A 15,635-nucleotide genomic window follows, 5' to 3' on the forward strand; every position below is an offset into this window, starting at 1 on the left:
ATTCTCCGTTCAGGCGTTGGGCTCGGCCGCCGCGACCGGGGCGTTCGGCATGGGCGGTGTGCCGAGAAGCACCGGAACCTTGCGGCCGTTGTTCTCGGCGAAACTCACCGTCGGGTCGGGCGTGCCGGGGGCGTTGACGAAGGAGACGAAGCGCGACAGCTTGTCCGGGTCGTCGAGCACGCCCTTCCACTCGCATTCGTAACCCTCGACGTGGCGCGCCATATCCGCCTCGAAGTCGGCCGCCAGGCCCAGGCTGTCGTCCACCACGACGGCTCGCACATGGTCGAGGCCGCCCTCTATGCGCTCCATCCACGGTGCGGTGCGCTCCAGACGCTCCGCGGTGCGGATGTAGTACATGAGGTAGCGGTCGATGTACCGGATCAGCGTCTCGGTGTCGAGATCGCCGGCCAGCAGTTGCGCGTGGCGCGGGGTCATGCCGCCGTTGCCGCTGACGTAGAGATTCCAGCCTTTGTCGGTGGCGATGACGCCGACGTCCTTGCCGCGCGCCTCGGCGCATTCGCGGGCGCAACCCGAGACGCCCATCTTGATCTTGTGCGGCGAGCGCAAACCGCGGTAGCGCAGTTCGAGATCGATCGCCAGCTGCACGGAATCCTGCTGGCCGTACCTGCACCAATCCGAGCCGACACAGCTCTTCACCGTGCGCAGCGATTTCCCGTACGCCTGCCCGGACTCCATCCCGCCCTCGACGAGGCGCCGCCAGATCTCCGGCAGCTGGTCGACCGTCGCGCCGAACATGTCGATGCGCTGGCCGCCGGTGATCTTCGTGTACAGGCCGAAGTCGCGGGCGATCTCGCCGATCAGGATGAGGTGTTCGGGAGTGATATCGCCGCCGGGCACGCGAGGCACCACCGAATAGGTGCCGTTGCGCTGGATGTTCGCCAGGAAATGGTCGTTGCTGTCCTGCAGCGAGGCCTGCTCGCCGTCGAGGATGTGGTCGGAACTGGTGGAGGCCAGGATCGACGCGACGGTCGGCTTGCAGATGTCGCAGCCGGTGCCCGACCCGAATCGCTGGATCAGGCCGGAGAAGGTACGGATCCCGCTGGCTTGTACGAGCTCGAACAGCTCGGCCCGCGAGACGTCGAAGTGCTCGCACAGCGCGGTGCTCTGTTCGACCCCCGAATCGGCCAGCACCTGCGAGAGCAGCGGCACGCACGAGCCGCACGCCGTGCCGGCGCCGGTGCACTTCTTCAGGTCGGCGACCGTGCATGCGCCGTCGGCGATCGCCGAGCACAACGTGCCCTTGCTGACGTCGTTGCAGGAACAGATCTGCGCGTCGTCGCCCAGGGCGCCGACACCGATGGCCGCCGCACCGTCGGTGGCCGGCGAGATCAGGCTGACCGGGTCGCCGGGCAGCGTCTGGCCGACCAGGGGACGCAGCAGCCCGTATGAGCTGGCGTCACCCACGAGGACGCCGCCGAGCAGCGTTTGCGCATCGTCGGAGAGGACGAGCTTGGCGTAAGTGCCGTTGATCGGATCGCTGACCACCACGTTGAGTGCGCCATCGGTCTGACCGTGGGCGTCGCCGAAGCTGGCGACATCGACGCCGAGGAGCTTGAGCTTCGTCGATAGGTCGGCGCCGGGGAACTCCGCGTCGCCGCCCAGAAGCCGGTCGGCGACCACCTCGGCGGTGGCGTAGCCGGGCCCGACGAGGCCGTAGCAGCGGCCTTGCACGGCCGCGACCTCGCCGATCGCGAAGATCGCCGGGTCTGAGGTCGCGCAGCCGAGGTCGGTGAGGATTCCACCGCGTTCCGCGACGTCGAGCCCGGCGTCCCGGCCGAGCTCGTCGCGGGGGCGGACACCGGCCGCGAACACGAGCAGAGCGGCGTCGACGACGGTGTCCTCACCAAGCGTGACCCGGAGGCCACCGCCGTCGACGGTCTCGATGTTCGACGTGGCGACCCCCAGCGACACGTCGATCCCGAGCTCGCCCACCATGCGGGCAAGATGTTCGCCGCCGGCCTCGTCGACCTGCTGCGGCATGAGTCGCGGGTTGTACTCGACGACGTGGGGACGCAGGCCGAGCTGACGCAGCGCGTTGGCGGCCTCCAACCCAAGGAGACCGCCGCCGACGACGATGCCGACGGCATCGGGGTTGTTCGCCAACGCGCGCTGGGCGTCGTCGCGGATCGCGTCGAGGTCGTCGAGGGTGCGGTACACGTGGCAGGCGTCGGCGTCGTGGCCGGGAACGGGAGGGACGAAGGCGTAGGAGCCGGTGGCCAGCACCAGCGCGTCGTAGGCGACGGTCTGTCCGTCGGCGAGCGTGACGACGCGGGCATCGCGGTCGAGACCGGTGACCGCGTTGCCGAGGCGCAGCTCGACCTGCTCGTCGCTGCCGTAGTCGTTGCCGGTGAGGGCGAGCGCCGAGCGCTCCCACTCGCCGACGTAGCTGCTCAACCCGACGCGGTCATAGGCGGCGTCGGCCTCCTCGCCGAGGATGACGACGCGCCAGCGGTTGTCCTGGTCGCGGTTGCGGAGTGCTTCGACGAAGCGGTGGCCCACCATGCCGTGGCCGACGACGACCACGGTCCGTGGCTGCGCGGGGGGCTGGGGCTGTGCGGGCGCGGATGCCATGACGTTCCTCCTTGGGGCGTTGGGACCAAGGTAGGAATCGGGTGTTGCGCGAGTGTTGCCAAGACTGTTGCGCAGACATGACAAATATGGCTGCCGTGTTTCGGCCCCGTTCGCAATAGCGCACAGCCCGCCGACGGGTGCTGTGAGATGACGTCAGACGAGTCGGCGGACGGCGCCCTCGCCACCGGGCGGCAGCAGGGCGAGGGCGCGGGCCCCGACGAGAGATCGCAGCTCAGCGGTACTGGTGACGGTGTTCGCCGACCAGTGTCCGGCCCCGTCGGGATGTACCGGCACGATGCGCCACAACTCGTGATGAGCCACCGCGACCGCGTTGGTGACGGTGATTCGCTCGGCCGGGGCCGCGGTCGCGGCGAGCAGCGCATCCCGCAGCGCCGGAACGGTCAGCGCGGTGCCGGCGACCGCGGCGACCGGGTTGCCGCCGAGGCCCAGCAGAAGGCCGCCGTCGGGCAGCCGGGCGAGCAGCAACGAGCCGCCTGGCCGCACGGGCAGGCCGTCGAGCAACGTGGTCGCCCCGGCCTCGTCGAGCGCGGTACGCAGATGATCGGCGCTGCCGCGGCCGGTCGCGCCGATGATGACGACGAGTTCGCCCGGGCGCCGCCGGGAACCGAGCGCGTCAGCTATCGAAGAAGGAGAATCCGGGAGGTGCTCGCCTCGGCCGACCCGCACGCCGAGCCTGGCCAGGAGTGCGTGCACCGGCAGGGAGGCGGTGTCGGTGATCGCCGCCGATCCGGCGGCACCCACTTCGTCGCCCGACGTGTGCAGGGACGCCCGAAGGGGCCCGCGGACGTCGAGTCGAGTGATTCCGGCCGCGCGGGCGGTCCCGAGCAGCGCGGCATCGACGACGGCGCCCGTTGCGACCAAGCGGTCCCCGGTCTGCCATGAACTGCCCCGGCGTCGGGTGTCGTCGCGGCCGTCGGTCGTTTCGGTCACGCGGCCGTCGTCGAGCGTGGACGTTTCCTCGACGCGGATCGTGCGGTCGGCGCCGGGCGGCAGACGCGCGCCGGTGGCGATCGGCACCGCGGTACCGGGCTCGGCGAGCGGGTCGCCGTCGTGGCCGGCGCGTACCGCCGGTCCGACGACGCGCCACGGGCCCGGGCCGCGAACGGCGTAGCCGTCCATCGCCGCGGTGTCGAAAGCGGGAAACTCCGCGGCGGCGGCCAAGGGCCGCGCCAGCACGGAGTCGAGGCAACGATCGAGATCGTCGGCGGGGAGATCGCCGAGGTCGACGCTGTGCGGGTCGACGGGGGATATCGAGTGCAGTGATGCCGCGACGATGCCGACCGGTCCGGCGCGCTCCCGCGCGGCGGCCAGGTCCGCGGCGGTGTCGACATCGGCGATCCCGGCGATCGGCACGCCGAGCGCGCCGCCGGGGATCATCGACTTCATGGAGGCATCCGCGGTCCGTAGCGCCTGTCGCAGGGCATCGGCGCGCCACACGCCCACGAGATACTGAAGGCGTTCCGACTCGTCGAGGGCAAAGGCGGCCGGGGCGTTCGCGGACGTGCGGCGCTCGGCGAGTTCGGCGACGGCGGCGGCGGTCAGGAACGGCAGGTCGGCGGCGAGCACCGCGACGTTGCGGTCGTCGTCGAGGGGGCCGAGCGCGGCAAATCCGGCGGCGACGGCGGCCGCCGGCCCGGCGAACGGCGGCTCCTCCTGTACCTGGATCACACCGTCGCCGAGGTCGCGTTCCGGGCCGACGACGACGATCCGCCCGGCGCGCGATGCCGCGTGCAGCGCGATGTCGATCAAGCGCCTGCCGCCGACGCGGCTGGCCGGTTTATCGGCGCCCGCGAGCCGCCGGGCTCGGCCGCCGGCCAGGATCACGGCGTCGAAATCGATCGCTGCGCTCGACCCGTCCACCGCTCTACCGTACTAATACACATCCCGCACATATCGGTGTTCGGCGGCGAGGGCGGCGACGTAGGAGTCGGCCATGTGAGGGGACATGCGTCCCTGTTCGGCGACGATTTCGCGCAAGGCGTCGTCGACGTCGCGGGCCATCTGATCGGCGTCGCCGCACACGTAGACGTGCGCGCCGCGGTGGATCCAGCTCCACAGTTCTTCTGCGTTGGCCCGCATCCGGTCCTGGACGTAGACCTTCTCCTCCTGGTCGCGGGAGAACGCCAGATCGAGCTTGGTGAGCACGCCGGTCGAACGCATCTTCGCGAGCTCGTCGCGGTACAGGTAGTCCGTCGCCTCGTGGCGCTCGCCGAAGAACAACCAGTTCTGCCCGGTGGCCCCGGTGCGTTCGCGGTCGTGCAGGAAGCCGCGGAACGGGGCGACGCCGGTGCCCGGACCCACCATGATCATCGGCGCGCCACCGTCGTCGGGCGGGCCGAATTTGGCGTTGGGTGCCACGAAGATCCGCATCGGCGAGCCCGGTTCGGCATCGGCGAGGTAGGTCGAGCACACGCCGTGGCGTTGAGTGGCCGCCGGTCCGTCGGGCGTCGTGGGTGTGAAGCGAACGGCGGAGACCGTGATCTCCACGCGCGTGGGGTCGGCCAGCGGCGACGACGAGATCGAGTACAGGCGAGGCGTGAGCGGCTTCAGCACGGCGAGCCAGTCGTCGAACGGCGCGTTCACCGGGTGCTCCGCCAGCAGGTCCACCGCTTGGCGCCCCCACGACCACGCACGCAGGTCGGCGGGGTGTGCGGCGAGTTCGGCGAAACCCTCGTCGGGGTGGTGCCGATGGAGCCACCGCAAGAGATCCGGCGTGATCCGGGTGATGTCGAAGTGGTCGGTGAGGGCATCGACGAGCGGGCGGGTCTCGCCCTTGACGGTGACCGCCTGTTCGGCGTCGAGCCCGGTGCGCGCGAGCCATTCCTCGACTACGGCCGGCCTGTTCGTCGGCCATACGCCCAGCGCGTCGCCCGCGCTGTAGGTCAGTGTTCCCTCCGGGAGGGCGAAGGCGAATCGGCGCACGTCCTTGTCGGATTCCGGTCCGGTCAGCCGGGTGTTCTCGACGAGTTCGGTGGACAGCGGGTGTTTGCGGGAGAAGGTCGTCGGCACGGCGGCCGCGGGAAGGGCCGCGCCGGCGGTTGATGACTCGGCTTCGGGGCCGTCATCGCCCGCAACTGCCTCGTCGGCGCCCGCAAGTGCTTCGAGGACTCGCCGCTGCCAGGCGGCGGCATGGTCCTCGTAGTCGGGTTCGCAGGAGGCGCGGTCGACGACCCGGGTGGCGCCGAGGTCGTGCAGGCGCGCGTCGAGCTTGCGGGCGAATCCGCAGAAGTCGGCGTAGGAGGAGTCGCCGAAGCCGAGGACCGAATACCGCAGATCGGACAGTTCGTCGTCGGACTCGACGGACGCCAACGAATCCCACAGGGCCACACCGGAATCGGGTGCGTCGCCGTCGCCGGTGGACGCGACGACGAACAGTACGTCGCCGGTCAGAGCGTCGATCGACACCTGGTCCGCGCTCGACTCTCGCACCGCGAGACCTGCTTCGCCCAGGGCGGCCGTCAGGGTCGGAATGTACTCCTCGACCGTCCCGGTCTGCGACGCCCACACGACGCTGACGGTGCGCTGCGCGGGCCCGGGTGCTGCTTCCGCGCCGACCGGCGGTGTCGCGGCGCTCGGCCCCTCGGGCACGGGCACGCGGGAGAAGATTCCGGCGAGCACGCCGTCGATCCACGCACGGGAGGTGTCCGAAAGCGGGGCGTGCGCCGGGACGGCGGGCACCTGGCCGTCGGGCGGGCTGGTGCGCAGGCCGGCGAGCAGCCCGGTGAGGTAGGCGCGCTCGGCGACGGTCAGAGTCACCGGCTCGTCGGCGACCTGGGAGCCGAACGCGGAGGCGAGGAGGGCGGTGGTGTCGGTCAAGGGCTCTCCAGAGGCAGCAGCAGCGGGGAGGGGTGCAGGGGCCAGCGCGACCGCGCAGGCTTTGAACTCCGGTTGAAGGGAATCTGGGTCGACGGCGTCGTTGGTGACGGCGTTGATCGCCAGGTCGGCCCCGGTCGCGTCGGCGAAATGCATGGGGACGAAGCAGGTTCCAGCGGTGATCTTCTCGGTCACCACGGCCGGTGCGTAGGCGACCCCGCGCCGCGACCGGATTTCGACGCGGTCGCCGTCGGCGATGCCGAGGCGCTGCGCGTCGACAGGATGCACCTCCACAAAGGTCGACGGGTTGAGCTTCATGAGCTTGGCGACCTTGCGGGTCTTGGTCATGGTGTGCCACTGGTGCGGCAGGCGGCCGGTGGTCAGCGTCAGGGGGAAGTCGTCGTCGGGCATCTCGGCCGGCGGCAGATAGGGCCGTGCGAAGAACTGTGCACGACGCGACGGCGTGGCGAAGGCGAGTCGGGGAGTGTTGCCGTCCTCGTCGACGAACAACTCCTGGCTGACTCCGTCGTTGAGGTAGCGGATCGGATTGCGGTCGGGTCCGCCGGGTGCCGCCGGCCATTGGACGGGACCGCTGCGCAGTCGCGAATAGTCGACGCCGCGCAGGTCCCATCCGGTCCGCGGGTTGTGGAAGCCGGTGATCTCGTCGAATACGGCGGAGGCGTCGGGGAAGTCGAATCCCTCGTCGAAGCCCATCTCTTGAGCGATCCGGCAGATGATCTGCCAGTCGGGGAGAGCCTGGCCGGGGGCGTGCAGCAGTGGGGTGGTCAGCGTGAGGTTTCGCTCGGAGTTGATCATGACGCCCTCGGACTCCGACCACAGCGCGGCGGGCAGGACGACGTCGGCGTAGGAGGCGGTCTCGACGTCGGCGAAGGCATCCTGGACGACGACGAACTCGGCATTGGTCAACGCCTTGATGACCTTGTCGCGGTTCGCCATCGACGCGACCGGGTTGGTGCAGATGACCCACAGAGCCTTGATCTTGCCCTCGCCGAGTTCCTCGAAGAGGTCGACGGTGCCTCGTCCGAGGTTGGTGTGGAGCGTGCCCGGCGCGACGCCCCAGCGCTCCTCGACCTCGGTGCGCTGCGCCGGGTCGAGCACGGCGCGCTGGCCCGGCAGGCCCGGGCCCATGTAGCCCATCTCGCGCCCGCCCATCGCATTCGGCTGCCCGGTCAGCGAGAAGGGGCCACTGCCCGTGCGACAGATCGCGCCGGTGGCCAGATGCAGGTTGCACAGGGCGTTGGTGTGCCACGTGCCGTGCGTCGACTGGTTGAGGCCCATCGTCCACAGGCTCACCCAATTGCCGGCGGTGCCGATCCACTCGGCGGCCTGCCGCAGATCGGCCTCGGCGATCCCGGTGATCTCGGCCACCCGGTCGGCCGGGTAATCGGCCAGGTGCTCGGGCAGCGCGTCCCAGCCGTCGGTGAACTCGGCGATGAACTCCTCATCGGTGTGCCCGGCGTCGACGATCAGCCGCAGCAGCCCGTTGAGCAGCGCGAGGTCGGTACCGGGACGCACCGGCAGATACAGGTCGGCCTTCGCGGCCGTGGCGGTCCGGCGGGGATCGACGACGATGAGCTTCGCACCGGCCTTGACGCGGTCCATCATCCGCAGGAACAGGATCGGGTGGCAGTCGGCCATGTTGGCGCCGATGACCAGGAACACGTCGGCGTGGTCGAGGTCGTCGTAGCTGCCCGGCGGGCCGTCGGCACCCAGCGACTGCTTGTAGCCGGTCCCGGCGCTGGCCATGCAGAGTCGCGAGTTCGATTCGATGAGATTCGTGCGGAAGTAGCCCTTGCAGAGCTTGTTGGCGAGGTACTGCGCCTCCAGCGACATCTGGCCGGACACGTAGAACGCGACCGCGTCGTCGCCGTGTCGTTCGCGGAGTTCGACGAAGCGGCGCGCGACCTCGGTGATCGCGGCATCGACGTCGACGGGCACCTGCTCGTCGTCGCGGTCGGTGCGGTGCAGCGCCGTGGTGAGGCGGCCGGCGGCGTTGAGCATGTCCGCGGTCGTGTTGCCCTTGGTGCACAGTCGGCCGCGGTTGGCCGGGTGACTCGCCGTCCCTTTGGCGCTCGCGACCGTGCGGTCGGACCCTTCCTTCACCGTCAGTGTGAGTCCGCAACCCACGCCGCAATAGCCGCAGACGGTGTCCACGGTGGTCGGCAGCGGTGCGGTCCCCATGTGCGCCAATGGTCGTGTCGGCGTGTTTCGCCACCGTCCACGCCGTGTTACGCGCTGGTCAACTTGCCTAATGCGGCCCATCTCACACTTGCGGGCGCCGACGGTCGGCGGGGGAGGTGCGAGTGCTTGTCGACACCGTCGGCGGGTCTCGCCGGATGGACCGTGGCCGGGGTCAGCCGCCGCCGTTCGTCGCGGAGTAGACCATGAGGGCCGCTATCGACGCGAGTAGACCCAGTATGCCGCCGATGAGCGCGTCGGAGCGGTTCGTCGCGATGCCCCGATCCGCCCGGTCCCACCCGATGAAGCCGGCGACCACGGCGGCGATGCCCACCGCCGCCGTCACGATCTCGGTCGAGAACGGGATGAACACGAGCGCGACCGCGACGATACCCAGGGTCAGGGCTGCCAGGCCGACGCCGTTGCGCGGCGGTGGACCCTGATCACGGCTTGATGGCATAGCGTCGAGCCTATTCGCGTCGTCCCGGCGTCCCGCTGTCGGACGCCGCCAGAGGCGCCCCCGGCAGGAATCGAACCTGCGACCAGATCATTAGAAGTGAACTGCTCTATCCAACTGAGCTACGGAGGCTGGTGGCCGAGGGCCGCCTGAGAGTATATCCAGCGGCGGGTGCGGTTGGTCGGCTCACTAGGCTGTTGGGCATGACCAGCCACGACGAGATGGACGACCGCAGCCCGGTCGTCCGGGCGCTTTCCGCTGTCCTCGCGGCGGTCGCCGGCATCGTCGCCGTCGTGGCGTTCCTGCCCTCGGCGCCGACTGCCCGCGCGCTTCTCGGTCTGCGGGACCCGGGTGACGTCACGACGTTCGGCGTCCCCGCGATCACCGCGATCGGCTATGTGGCGGTCGCGCTCGCCGTCGGATCGGCGATGTTCGCGGCCTTCTTCGTTCCACCGCAGAAGGATCGGGTGCTCGACATCGGCGGCTACCGGGCACTGCGGTGGGCCGGCAAACTGTTCGGGGTCTGGGTGGTGTGCTCGATCGCCATGATCGCGCTGTCGGTGTCGAACCTGGTCGGCAAGTCCGTTTGGGAATTGGTGAGTTCAGGGGACTTCTTCACCGCCTATTCGACCGTGGCCGATGCGCGCACCTGGACGGTAACGGCGGCGTTCGCGCTGATCGCGATGGGTTTCGCGAAGTTCGGCATGCACTGGGGCTATGTCTTCGGTGCCCTGGGGTTCGGCGTGCTCTCGCTGATGCCGCTGGCACTGACCGGGCACTCGGCGGCGGGCGGCAACCATGACGTGGCCGCGAACAGCCTCATTCTGCACATCGTGGCAGCGGTCGCCTGGCTCGGCGGGCTGTTCGCCGTCGTGACATACGCGCTCGCGGGCGGGAGGTGGCGCGAACTCGCCGTACGCCGATTCTCGCGGACGGCCTTCTGGCTGATCCTCGTCGTCGGCGTTTCGGGAGTGATCAACGCGGCCGTGCGTGTCGGTCTCGCGGACCTGTTCACCAGCACCTACGGGCTCATCGTCGTCGCGAAAGTCGTGGCGCTGGTGGTACTCGGTGGTTTGGGGGCGCTGCATCGCCGCCGGACCATCGCGTCCCTCGACGACGAGAGCGATCCGCCGCGGTCGTTGTTCGTACGGTTCGGGCTCGTCGAGTTGCTCGTCTTCGCCATCACCTACGGCATCGCGGTGGCCCTGTCGCAGACTCCGCCGCCGGAGGGGAGCGTCCGGCCCGACATCACGCCGATGGAGGAAACCCTCGGCTACCGGCTCGACGGTCCGCCGACGCTGGCCAGGATGATGTTCGACTGGCGGTTCGACCTGATCTTCGGCACGGCCGCGATCGTGTTGTGCGTCGTCTACCTGCGCGGCGTGTGGCGCCTGCGACGACGCGGCGACGAGTGGCCGGTGGGTCGCACCGTCGCGTGGGTGCTCGGCTGTGTCGCGTTGTTGATCGCCACGTCGTCGGGGCTGGGCCGCTACGCGCCGGCGATGTTCTCGATCCACATGATCAACCACATGATGCTGTCCATGCTGGTGCCGGTTCTCTTGGTGCTCGGCGGGCCGATCACCCTCGCGTTGCGCGCGTTGCCCGTCGCGGGTCGGGGCAACCCGCCTGGGCCCCGCGAATGGGTGCAGTACGCGGTGAACAGCCCGGTCGCGAAGGTACTCGGACACCCGGCCGTCGCCATCGTCATGTTCGTCGGCAGCTTCTACGTGCTCTACCTCGGTGGCCTGTTCAGCGTCGTCGCGCGCTATCACGCGGCGCACCTGCTGATGAACTTCCACTTCCTCCTCGCCGGCTACCTTTTCTATTGGACGGTGATCGGCATCGACCACGCGCCCTACCGGCTCACCCCCCTCGGCAAGCTGGGCGTCGTGTGGGGAACACTGCCGTTGCACGCGTTCTTCGGCGTCGCCCTGATGATGACCTCCGCGGTCATCGCCGAGCAGTACTACCGCGGCTTGCTCTTGCCGTGGAACGCCGATCTTGAATCCGACCAGCGCGTCGGCGGCGGAATCGCCTGGGCGGCAGGCGAGATCCCGCTGGTGCTGGTGATGCTCGCGCTGCTGTTCCAGTGGAGGCGGGAGGACGCCAAGGAGGCCAGGCGCTACGACCGCAACGCCGAGCGCGACGACGACGCCGAGTTGCGTGAGTACAACGAGATGCTCGCGACGCTGCACCGCGACCGGTAGTTCTCCACAGGCGCCGGCGTTGTCCCCAGCTTCCGCGCACGGCCCTGGTGTTCCATCGGCCTGACGCGCGAGGGTGAACGGACCACTGTTTCTCGGCTGGGGAGGCCACCATGTTCGAAACGCCCATGACCGTCGTCGGCAATGTGATCAGCGAGCCGAAGGTGCGTGTGACGTCGGCCGGGGAGGTGGTGTCCTTCCGCATGGCGAGCAACTCGCGCCGCCGTGATCCCGACACCGGCGAATGGGTCAACGACAAGACGCTGTACCTCTCGGTGTCTTGCTGGCGCAAACTCGCCTCCGGTGTGGCGGCGTCGTTGGAGAAGGGGCGCCCGATCGTCGCCCATGGCACGGTCCGGACGTCGGAATACGTCACCGGTGAGGGCGAACACCGCTCCACACTGGAGATGACGGCCACCTCGGTCGGGCTCGACCTCAGTCGCTGCATCGTCAAGGTCGTCGGCTTCCCCAACGGCGGTGCAGCACCCGTGGTGGAGGTGGTCGATCCGGAGTCGCCGTCGTCGGACGGTGCCGCGCCGGCGGAGGTTGTCGCCGCGGTCGCCGGGAGCGAGGCAGGAGCCGACTAGAAGGAATGCAGTCCCTTGCTGAAGACCATGGCGCCGATGATCAACAGAATGACGACCATGATCACCGAGTTGTTGGCGATCAGCCAGGCTTTGGTCTTGGTGAGCGGCTGGCCCATCCGGTCCGGCGCCAACAGGTAGGCGCCCAGCAGGATGATCACCGATGAACTGGCGATGAGGACGTAGACGGCCGCCGGGACAACGAGATCGGCGCCCCCGAGTCCGGTCCTGTTCAGCGCGAGACCGGCCGCGATCGTGATGAACAACCCTTTCGGGTTGATCGCTGCGAGAGCGAAGCCGAGCACGGCCGACTTGGCCGGGGTCAACGCGTCCACCGAAGCCAGCCATCGCGGCATATGCGGTTCTTCACCGGCCCCCGGGCGGCTCTGCCACTGCTGGAACGCCAAGGCGATCAGTGCTACGCCGAGGATGAGCCGGATGACACCGATCGTCTTTCCCGGCTGGCCGTCGTCGCCGAGGCCGGTGGCTCCGGCGACCAGGATGATGGCGACGAGCGGGCCGATCACACCCACCAGCCAGCCGAGCGCGAAGGTGATGCCGGAGCCCCTCGGCTTCGGCGACAGCAGTGTCAGGATCATCCCCACGATGGGGAACGGGCTGATGCCTATCGCCAAAGCGAGCGGAAGAATGTCGCCTATCGCACTGATCATGGCGTCAGACTGCCATGTCGCCGTGAGTTTGGGCGCAGTGTCGCGCGGAACCTCACCCTGGACAGGTGGTGATCAATCGTCGGGGGCGTGCCGCGCCGACGGGATGAGCCGGTACCTGGCCAGGGTGACGGCGACCCGCACGTTCGTCGCCGACGCGAAGGCGCGCAACGCGGCCCGATCGGCGCCGGTCACCGTCACGTCGAGGAGTTCGGCCGCGCGCGGATGGAGCATCGCTCGGATGGCGGGCGCCGGCACTCTGTGCGGAAACCACGTCGGCGGATGAAGGGTTTCGTCACGGAGACGTTCGGCGTCCGCGGTCATCGACAGCTGAGTGGCGCAGAAGTCCTCGAAGTACTCGGCGAACTCGGTATAGGTGGACGGCTGCGCACGGTCGGAGATGTCGTACTTCGCGTACCAGCGGCGGCACTCCTGGTACAGCTGTTCCTTGTCGTCGGCATCGAGGGTGCCGTGAAAGACATCGATGGAGTGCAGGAGCGTGTCGACGTAGGTCGCGTGCTGGAAGAAGAACAGCTCCGGATTCAGCGAGTGGTACCGCGCGCCCCTGCCGTCGATGCCTTTGACGTGGGAGTGGGCGGTGCGCATCACCGACCGCAGGTCGCGGTTGCTGTAGGCGATGTAGACCATCTGTCCGACGGCCCGGCTCTTGTGGGCCCAGAGCCCGCCGTGCACGTGCTGGACCAGGCTGGCGGCGTTCCCTGGGTGCAGAATCTGCAGCGAGATCGCGCGGGGGAGGGTGTAGGCGAACCGCTTGTCGCCGAGGTAGCGGTAGACCATCGGCATCGGAACACGTCGGCGACCATCGCCGTCGGCGCGTTGCACGGTCGGAGTGGCCATGCCGCCAGCGTAATTCGGAGAACAGTCGTTGTCAGTTATCCGCCGACGCTGATTGCCAGGTCGGGACCTACGTCCTGGTGACGGCGGGCTCGAAGGCACGGGCCTGCGCGGGTAGCCTCCGGAAGCAGAGGCTGTGAGAACAGCATTGCCAACGAGGAAGGAGCGAAAGTGACCACCCAACTTGCCGATGCCTACCGCACCCGACTCCGCGAGCACGTCGACATCACGCCCCGGCCCGACCCCGTTGTGTGGGGTAGCGGCAACCCGGGGCCGCTGTCCTTCGGACAACTCGCGGACTATGACCGGCGCGGCTACCACACCGCCGAATCGGTCCTCAGCGACGACGACATCGAGACGTGCCGACGCGAGGTCGCAGTCATCACCGACCGGCTCGGCGACGACGAGCGCGTGATCCGCGAACGGTCCAACGGCGACGTCCGCTCGGTCTTCGCCGTGCACCGCCTCAGCGACGCGATCGCGCGGATCTGTGCCCGCGACGAGGTCGTCGGCGTCGCCCGGCAGATCCTCGATGACGACGTCTACATCCACCAAAGCCGCATCAACCTCAAGCCGGGGTTCGCCGGGGGGCCGTTCTACTGGCATTCGGATTTCGAGACCTGGCACGCCGAGGACGGCATGCCGGTGCCGCGAGCGTTGAGCGTGTCGTTGGCGCTGACGCCGAATTACAGCAGTAACGGGGCACTGATGATCATTCCCGGGTCGCACAAGTATTTCGTCGGGTGCGTAGGGGAGACGCCCGAGGCCTACCATCGCGAATCGCTGGTCTCCTATCGGCCTCCGGTCGGAACACCGGAGGAAAGCGATGTGACCAAGCTCGCGGACGAGTACGGGATCGACGTGATCACCGGGCCGGCCGGCTCGGCGCTGTATTTCGATTCCAACTGCATGCACGCGTCGTCGGGCAACATCAGCCCCTATCCGCGGAGCAACCTCTTCGTAGTGTTCAACGCGGTATCCAATGCGCTCGTCGACCCGTTCGCGGCGGGCCATCCCCGACCCGATCATCTGGCCCATCGCTGACCGAATGACACCGACCGACGATCTCCGCAACGCGCTTGGCGCGCTGTCGGAGGTGGTCGGTCGGATTCGGGGGAACGGCTGGACCATGGATACGCCGTGTGAATCATGGTCGGTGGCCGACGTGCTCGCTCACGTCGTGGTCGTCACGCGCAAGTTCACCGCCTTCGCCGCCGGGCACACCGACTCGCCGCGCGCACGTCCCTTGAAGTACCTCGACGCCGACCTTCCCGGTCTGCTCGAGCACGCGGCACTCGACAGTGCGCGGGCGTGGAAGGACTGCGACCTCGCCCGTATCTGTCACCTGCCGTTCGGTACCTTCACCGCCGGTGAGGCGGCGACGATCAATTCGATGGACGTGCTCGTGCACACGTGGGATATTGCGATCGCGACGGGCATTCCGTACGCAATGCCGCCGCAGTTGCTCGCACCCGCCGTCGAGATGGCTCGTCGGCTCGCCACCGCTGAAGCCGTGGCGGCGAAGCAGTTCGGCCCGCCCGTCCTCGTGGAGGACGACGGGCCGTCGGAAGCGATGCTGTTGGGCTTGACCGGGCGAGATCCGCGACGTTGAGGAGGCTGCGTGCTCGACCCGCGATGGGTGTTCGTAGCGGCGGCACTCAGTCTGATCGGGAGCATCACCTATGCCCGTGCCACGGCAATCGGTGCCGCGCGTCCGAATCTGGTCACTTGGACGTTATGGGCCGCCGTCCCCGCGGTGGCGTTCTTGGCTCAACTGGCTTCCGGTGTCGGTCTGCCGGCCGTCATGACTCTTTCGGCGGCCGTCGGTCCGGCGATAGTCGTCGCGATAGCGGTCACGACGCGGCACTCTCGCGTTCGGCTCGGCACGTTCGACTTCGCTTGCGCGGGCATCGCTGGCTGTGCCGTTCTCGTCTGGGGCGGTTTGGGGAAAGCGCCGGCGGCCGTGCTGCTCGCGATCGCCGCGGACGGCGTCGCGCTGCTCCCGACTTTGAAGAAGGCGTGGGCCGACCCGTCTTCGGAGCGCATCGAGTTCTTCGTGTTGGTGGCGATCGGCGCGGTCATCACGTTGCTGACCGTTGGGTCGTGGGCGATGCAGGAATGGGCGTTCGCCGCATATCAGTTCGTCGCATGTGCCGTCCTGATCGGTGTGGTGTTCGTGCGTCGTCGGCGGTCTCTACACTGGAGTGCTGTTGTGCCCAGGCGCTTGTGAGAAGAGGACTAT

The 15,635-nt window shown here is 68.8% G+C and carries 11 protein-coding genes and 1 tRNA gene; 5 read left to right on the forward strand and 7 right to left on the reverse strand.

Annotated elements, in window-relative coordinates; all coding sequences use genetic code 11:
* Nucleotides 1–9: 9 nt before the first annotated feature.
* The 5 genes from nirB to GOARA_RS07135 form a co-directional block, all read right to left on the reverse strand.
* On the reverse strand, nt 10–2,592 hold the full coding sequence (nirB, locus tag GOARA_RS07115; protein ID WP_007321660.1) for a nitrite reductase large subunit NirB: 2,583 nt from the start codon (nt 2,590–2,592) through the stop codon (nt 10–12).
* Nucleotides 2,593–2,745: 153 nt separating this feature from the next.
* Nucleotides 2,746–4,473, reverse strand: coding sequence for an NTP transferase domain-containing protein (locus GOARA_RS07120; protein WP_007321661.1), 1,728 nt, complete (start codon nt 4,471–4,473; stop codon nt 2,746–2,748).
* A gap of 12 nt (nt 4,474–4,485) precedes the next feature.
* On the reverse strand, nt 4,486–8,628 hold the full coding sequence (locus tag GOARA_RS07125) for a bifunctional nitrate reductase/sulfite reductase flavoprotein subunit alpha (RefSeq protein ID WP_007321662.1): 4,143 nt from the start codon (nt 8,626–8,628) through the stop codon (nt 4,486–4,488).
* Between the two features lie 172 nt (nt 8,629–8,800).
* A complete protein-coding gene (locus tag GOARA_RS07130; protein ID WP_007321663.1) occupies nt 8,801–9,085 on the reverse strand; it encodes a hypothetical protein in 285 nt (94 codons plus the stop codon).
* Nucleotides 9,086–9,140: 55 nt separating this feature from the next.
* Nucleotides 9,141–9,214 (reverse strand) — tRNA-Arg (locus GOARA_RS07135).
* A 71-nt stretch (nt 9,215–9,285) separates the two neighbouring features.
* Between GOARA_RS07135 and GOARA_RS07140 the strand changes: the two genes are divergently transcribed.
* Nucleotides 9,286–11,289 carry a bifunctional copper resistance protein CopD/cytochrome c oxidase assembly protein gene (locus GOARA_RS07140; RefSeq protein WP_040522115.1) on the forward strand — a complete coding sequence of 668 codons (2,004 nt, stop codon included), beginning with the start codon at nt 9,286–9,288 and terminating at the stop codon, nt 11,287–11,289.
* Between the two features lie 110 nt (nt 11,290–11,399).
* On the forward strand, nt 11,400–11,873 hold the full coding sequence (ssb, locus tag GOARA_RS07145) for a single-stranded DNA-binding protein (protein WP_007321665.1): 474 nt from the start codon (nt 11,400–11,402) through the stop codon (nt 11,871–11,873).
* Here ssb and GOARA_RS07150 read toward each other — a convergent pair.
* Both GOARA_RS07150 and GOARA_RS07155 read right to left on the reverse strand, forming a co-directional pair.
* Nucleotides 11,870–12,541 carry a GAP family protein gene (locus GOARA_RS07150; RefSeq protein WP_007321666.1) on the reverse strand — a complete coding sequence of 224 codons (672 nt, stop codon included), beginning with the start codon at nt 12,539–12,541 and terminating at the stop codon, nt 11,870–11,872. The two genes, ssb and GOARA_RS07150, sit on opposite strands and share 4 nt — an antisense overlap.
* A 72-nt stretch (nt 12,542–12,613) precedes the next feature.
* Nucleotides 12,614–13,396, reverse strand: a complete 783-nt coding sequence (locus tag GOARA_RS07155) for an oxygenase MpaB family protein (protein WP_138947585.1) — start codon at nt 13,394–13,396, stop codon at nt 12,614–12,616.
* 168 nt (nt 13,397–13,564) lie between these two features.
* On the opposite strand from GOARA_RS07155, the gene thpD reads away from it, so the two are divergent.
* From thpD to GOARA_RS07170, 3 genes are read left to right on the forward strand one after another with little or no spacing between them, the layout of a single operon-like run.
* Complete coding sequence (gene thpD / locus GOARA_RS07160) at nt 13,565–14,437, forward strand: ectoine hydroxylase (protein ID WP_007321668.1); 873 nt, start codon at nt 13,565–13,567, stop codon at nt 14,435–14,437.
* Nucleotides 14,438–14,441: 4 nt separating this feature from the next.
* Nucleotides 14,442–15,005 (forward strand): TIGR03086 family metal-binding protein, encoded by a 564-nt coding sequence (locus GOARA_RS07165; protein WP_007321669.1) that lies wholly within the window; start codon nt 14,442–14,444, stop codon nt 15,003–15,005.
* Nucleotides 15,006–15,014: 9 nt separating this feature from the next.
* Nucleotides 15,015–15,623 (forward strand): hypothetical protein, encoded by a 609-nt coding sequence (locus GOARA_RS07170; RefSeq protein WP_007321670.1) that lies wholly within the window; start codon nt 15,015–15,017, stop codon nt 15,621–15,623.
* Nucleotides 15,624–15,635 lie beyond the last annotated feature (12 nt).

This window comes from Gordonia araii NBRC 100433 (assembly GCF_000241265.1).
Taxonomy (GTDB): Bacteria; Actinomycetota; Actinomycetes; order Mycobacteriales; family Mycobacteriaceae; genus Gordonia; species Gordonia araii.

Bases quoted from the DNA above. Each gene is read 5' to 3' on its own strand.
- ssb (WP_007321665.1), top strand. From the start codon at position 11,400: ATGTTCGAAACGCCCATGACCGTCGTCGGCAATGTGATCAGCGAGCCG.
- GOARA_RS07130 (WP_007321663.1), bottom strand. From the start codon at position 9,085: ATGCCATCAAGCCGTGATCAGGGTCCACCGCCGCGCAACGGCGTCGGC.
- GOARA_RS07140 (WP_040522115.1), top strand. From the start codon at position 9,286: ATGACCAGCCACGACGAGATGGACGACCGCAGCCCGGTCGTCCGGGCG.
- GOARA_RS07150 (WP_007321666.1), bottom strand. From the start codon at position 12,541: ATGATCAGTGCGATAGGCGACATTCTTCCGCTCGCTTTGGCGATAGGC.
- GOARA_RS07155 (WP_138947585.1), bottom strand. From the start codon at position 13,396: ATGGCCACTCCGACCGTGCAACGCGCCGACGGCGATGGTCGCCGACGT.
- nirB (WP_007321660.1), bottom strand. From the start codon at position 2,592: ATGGCATCCGCGCCCGCACAGCCCCAGCCCCCCGCGCAGCCACGGACC.
- GOARA_RS07165 (WP_007321669.1), top strand. From the start codon at position 14,442: ATGACACCGACCGACGATCTCCGCAACGCGCTTGGCGCGCTGTCGGAG.
- GOARA_RS07125 (WP_007321662.1), bottom strand. From the start codon at position 8,628: ATGGGGACCGCACCGCTGCCGACCACCGTGGACACCGTCTGCGGCTAT.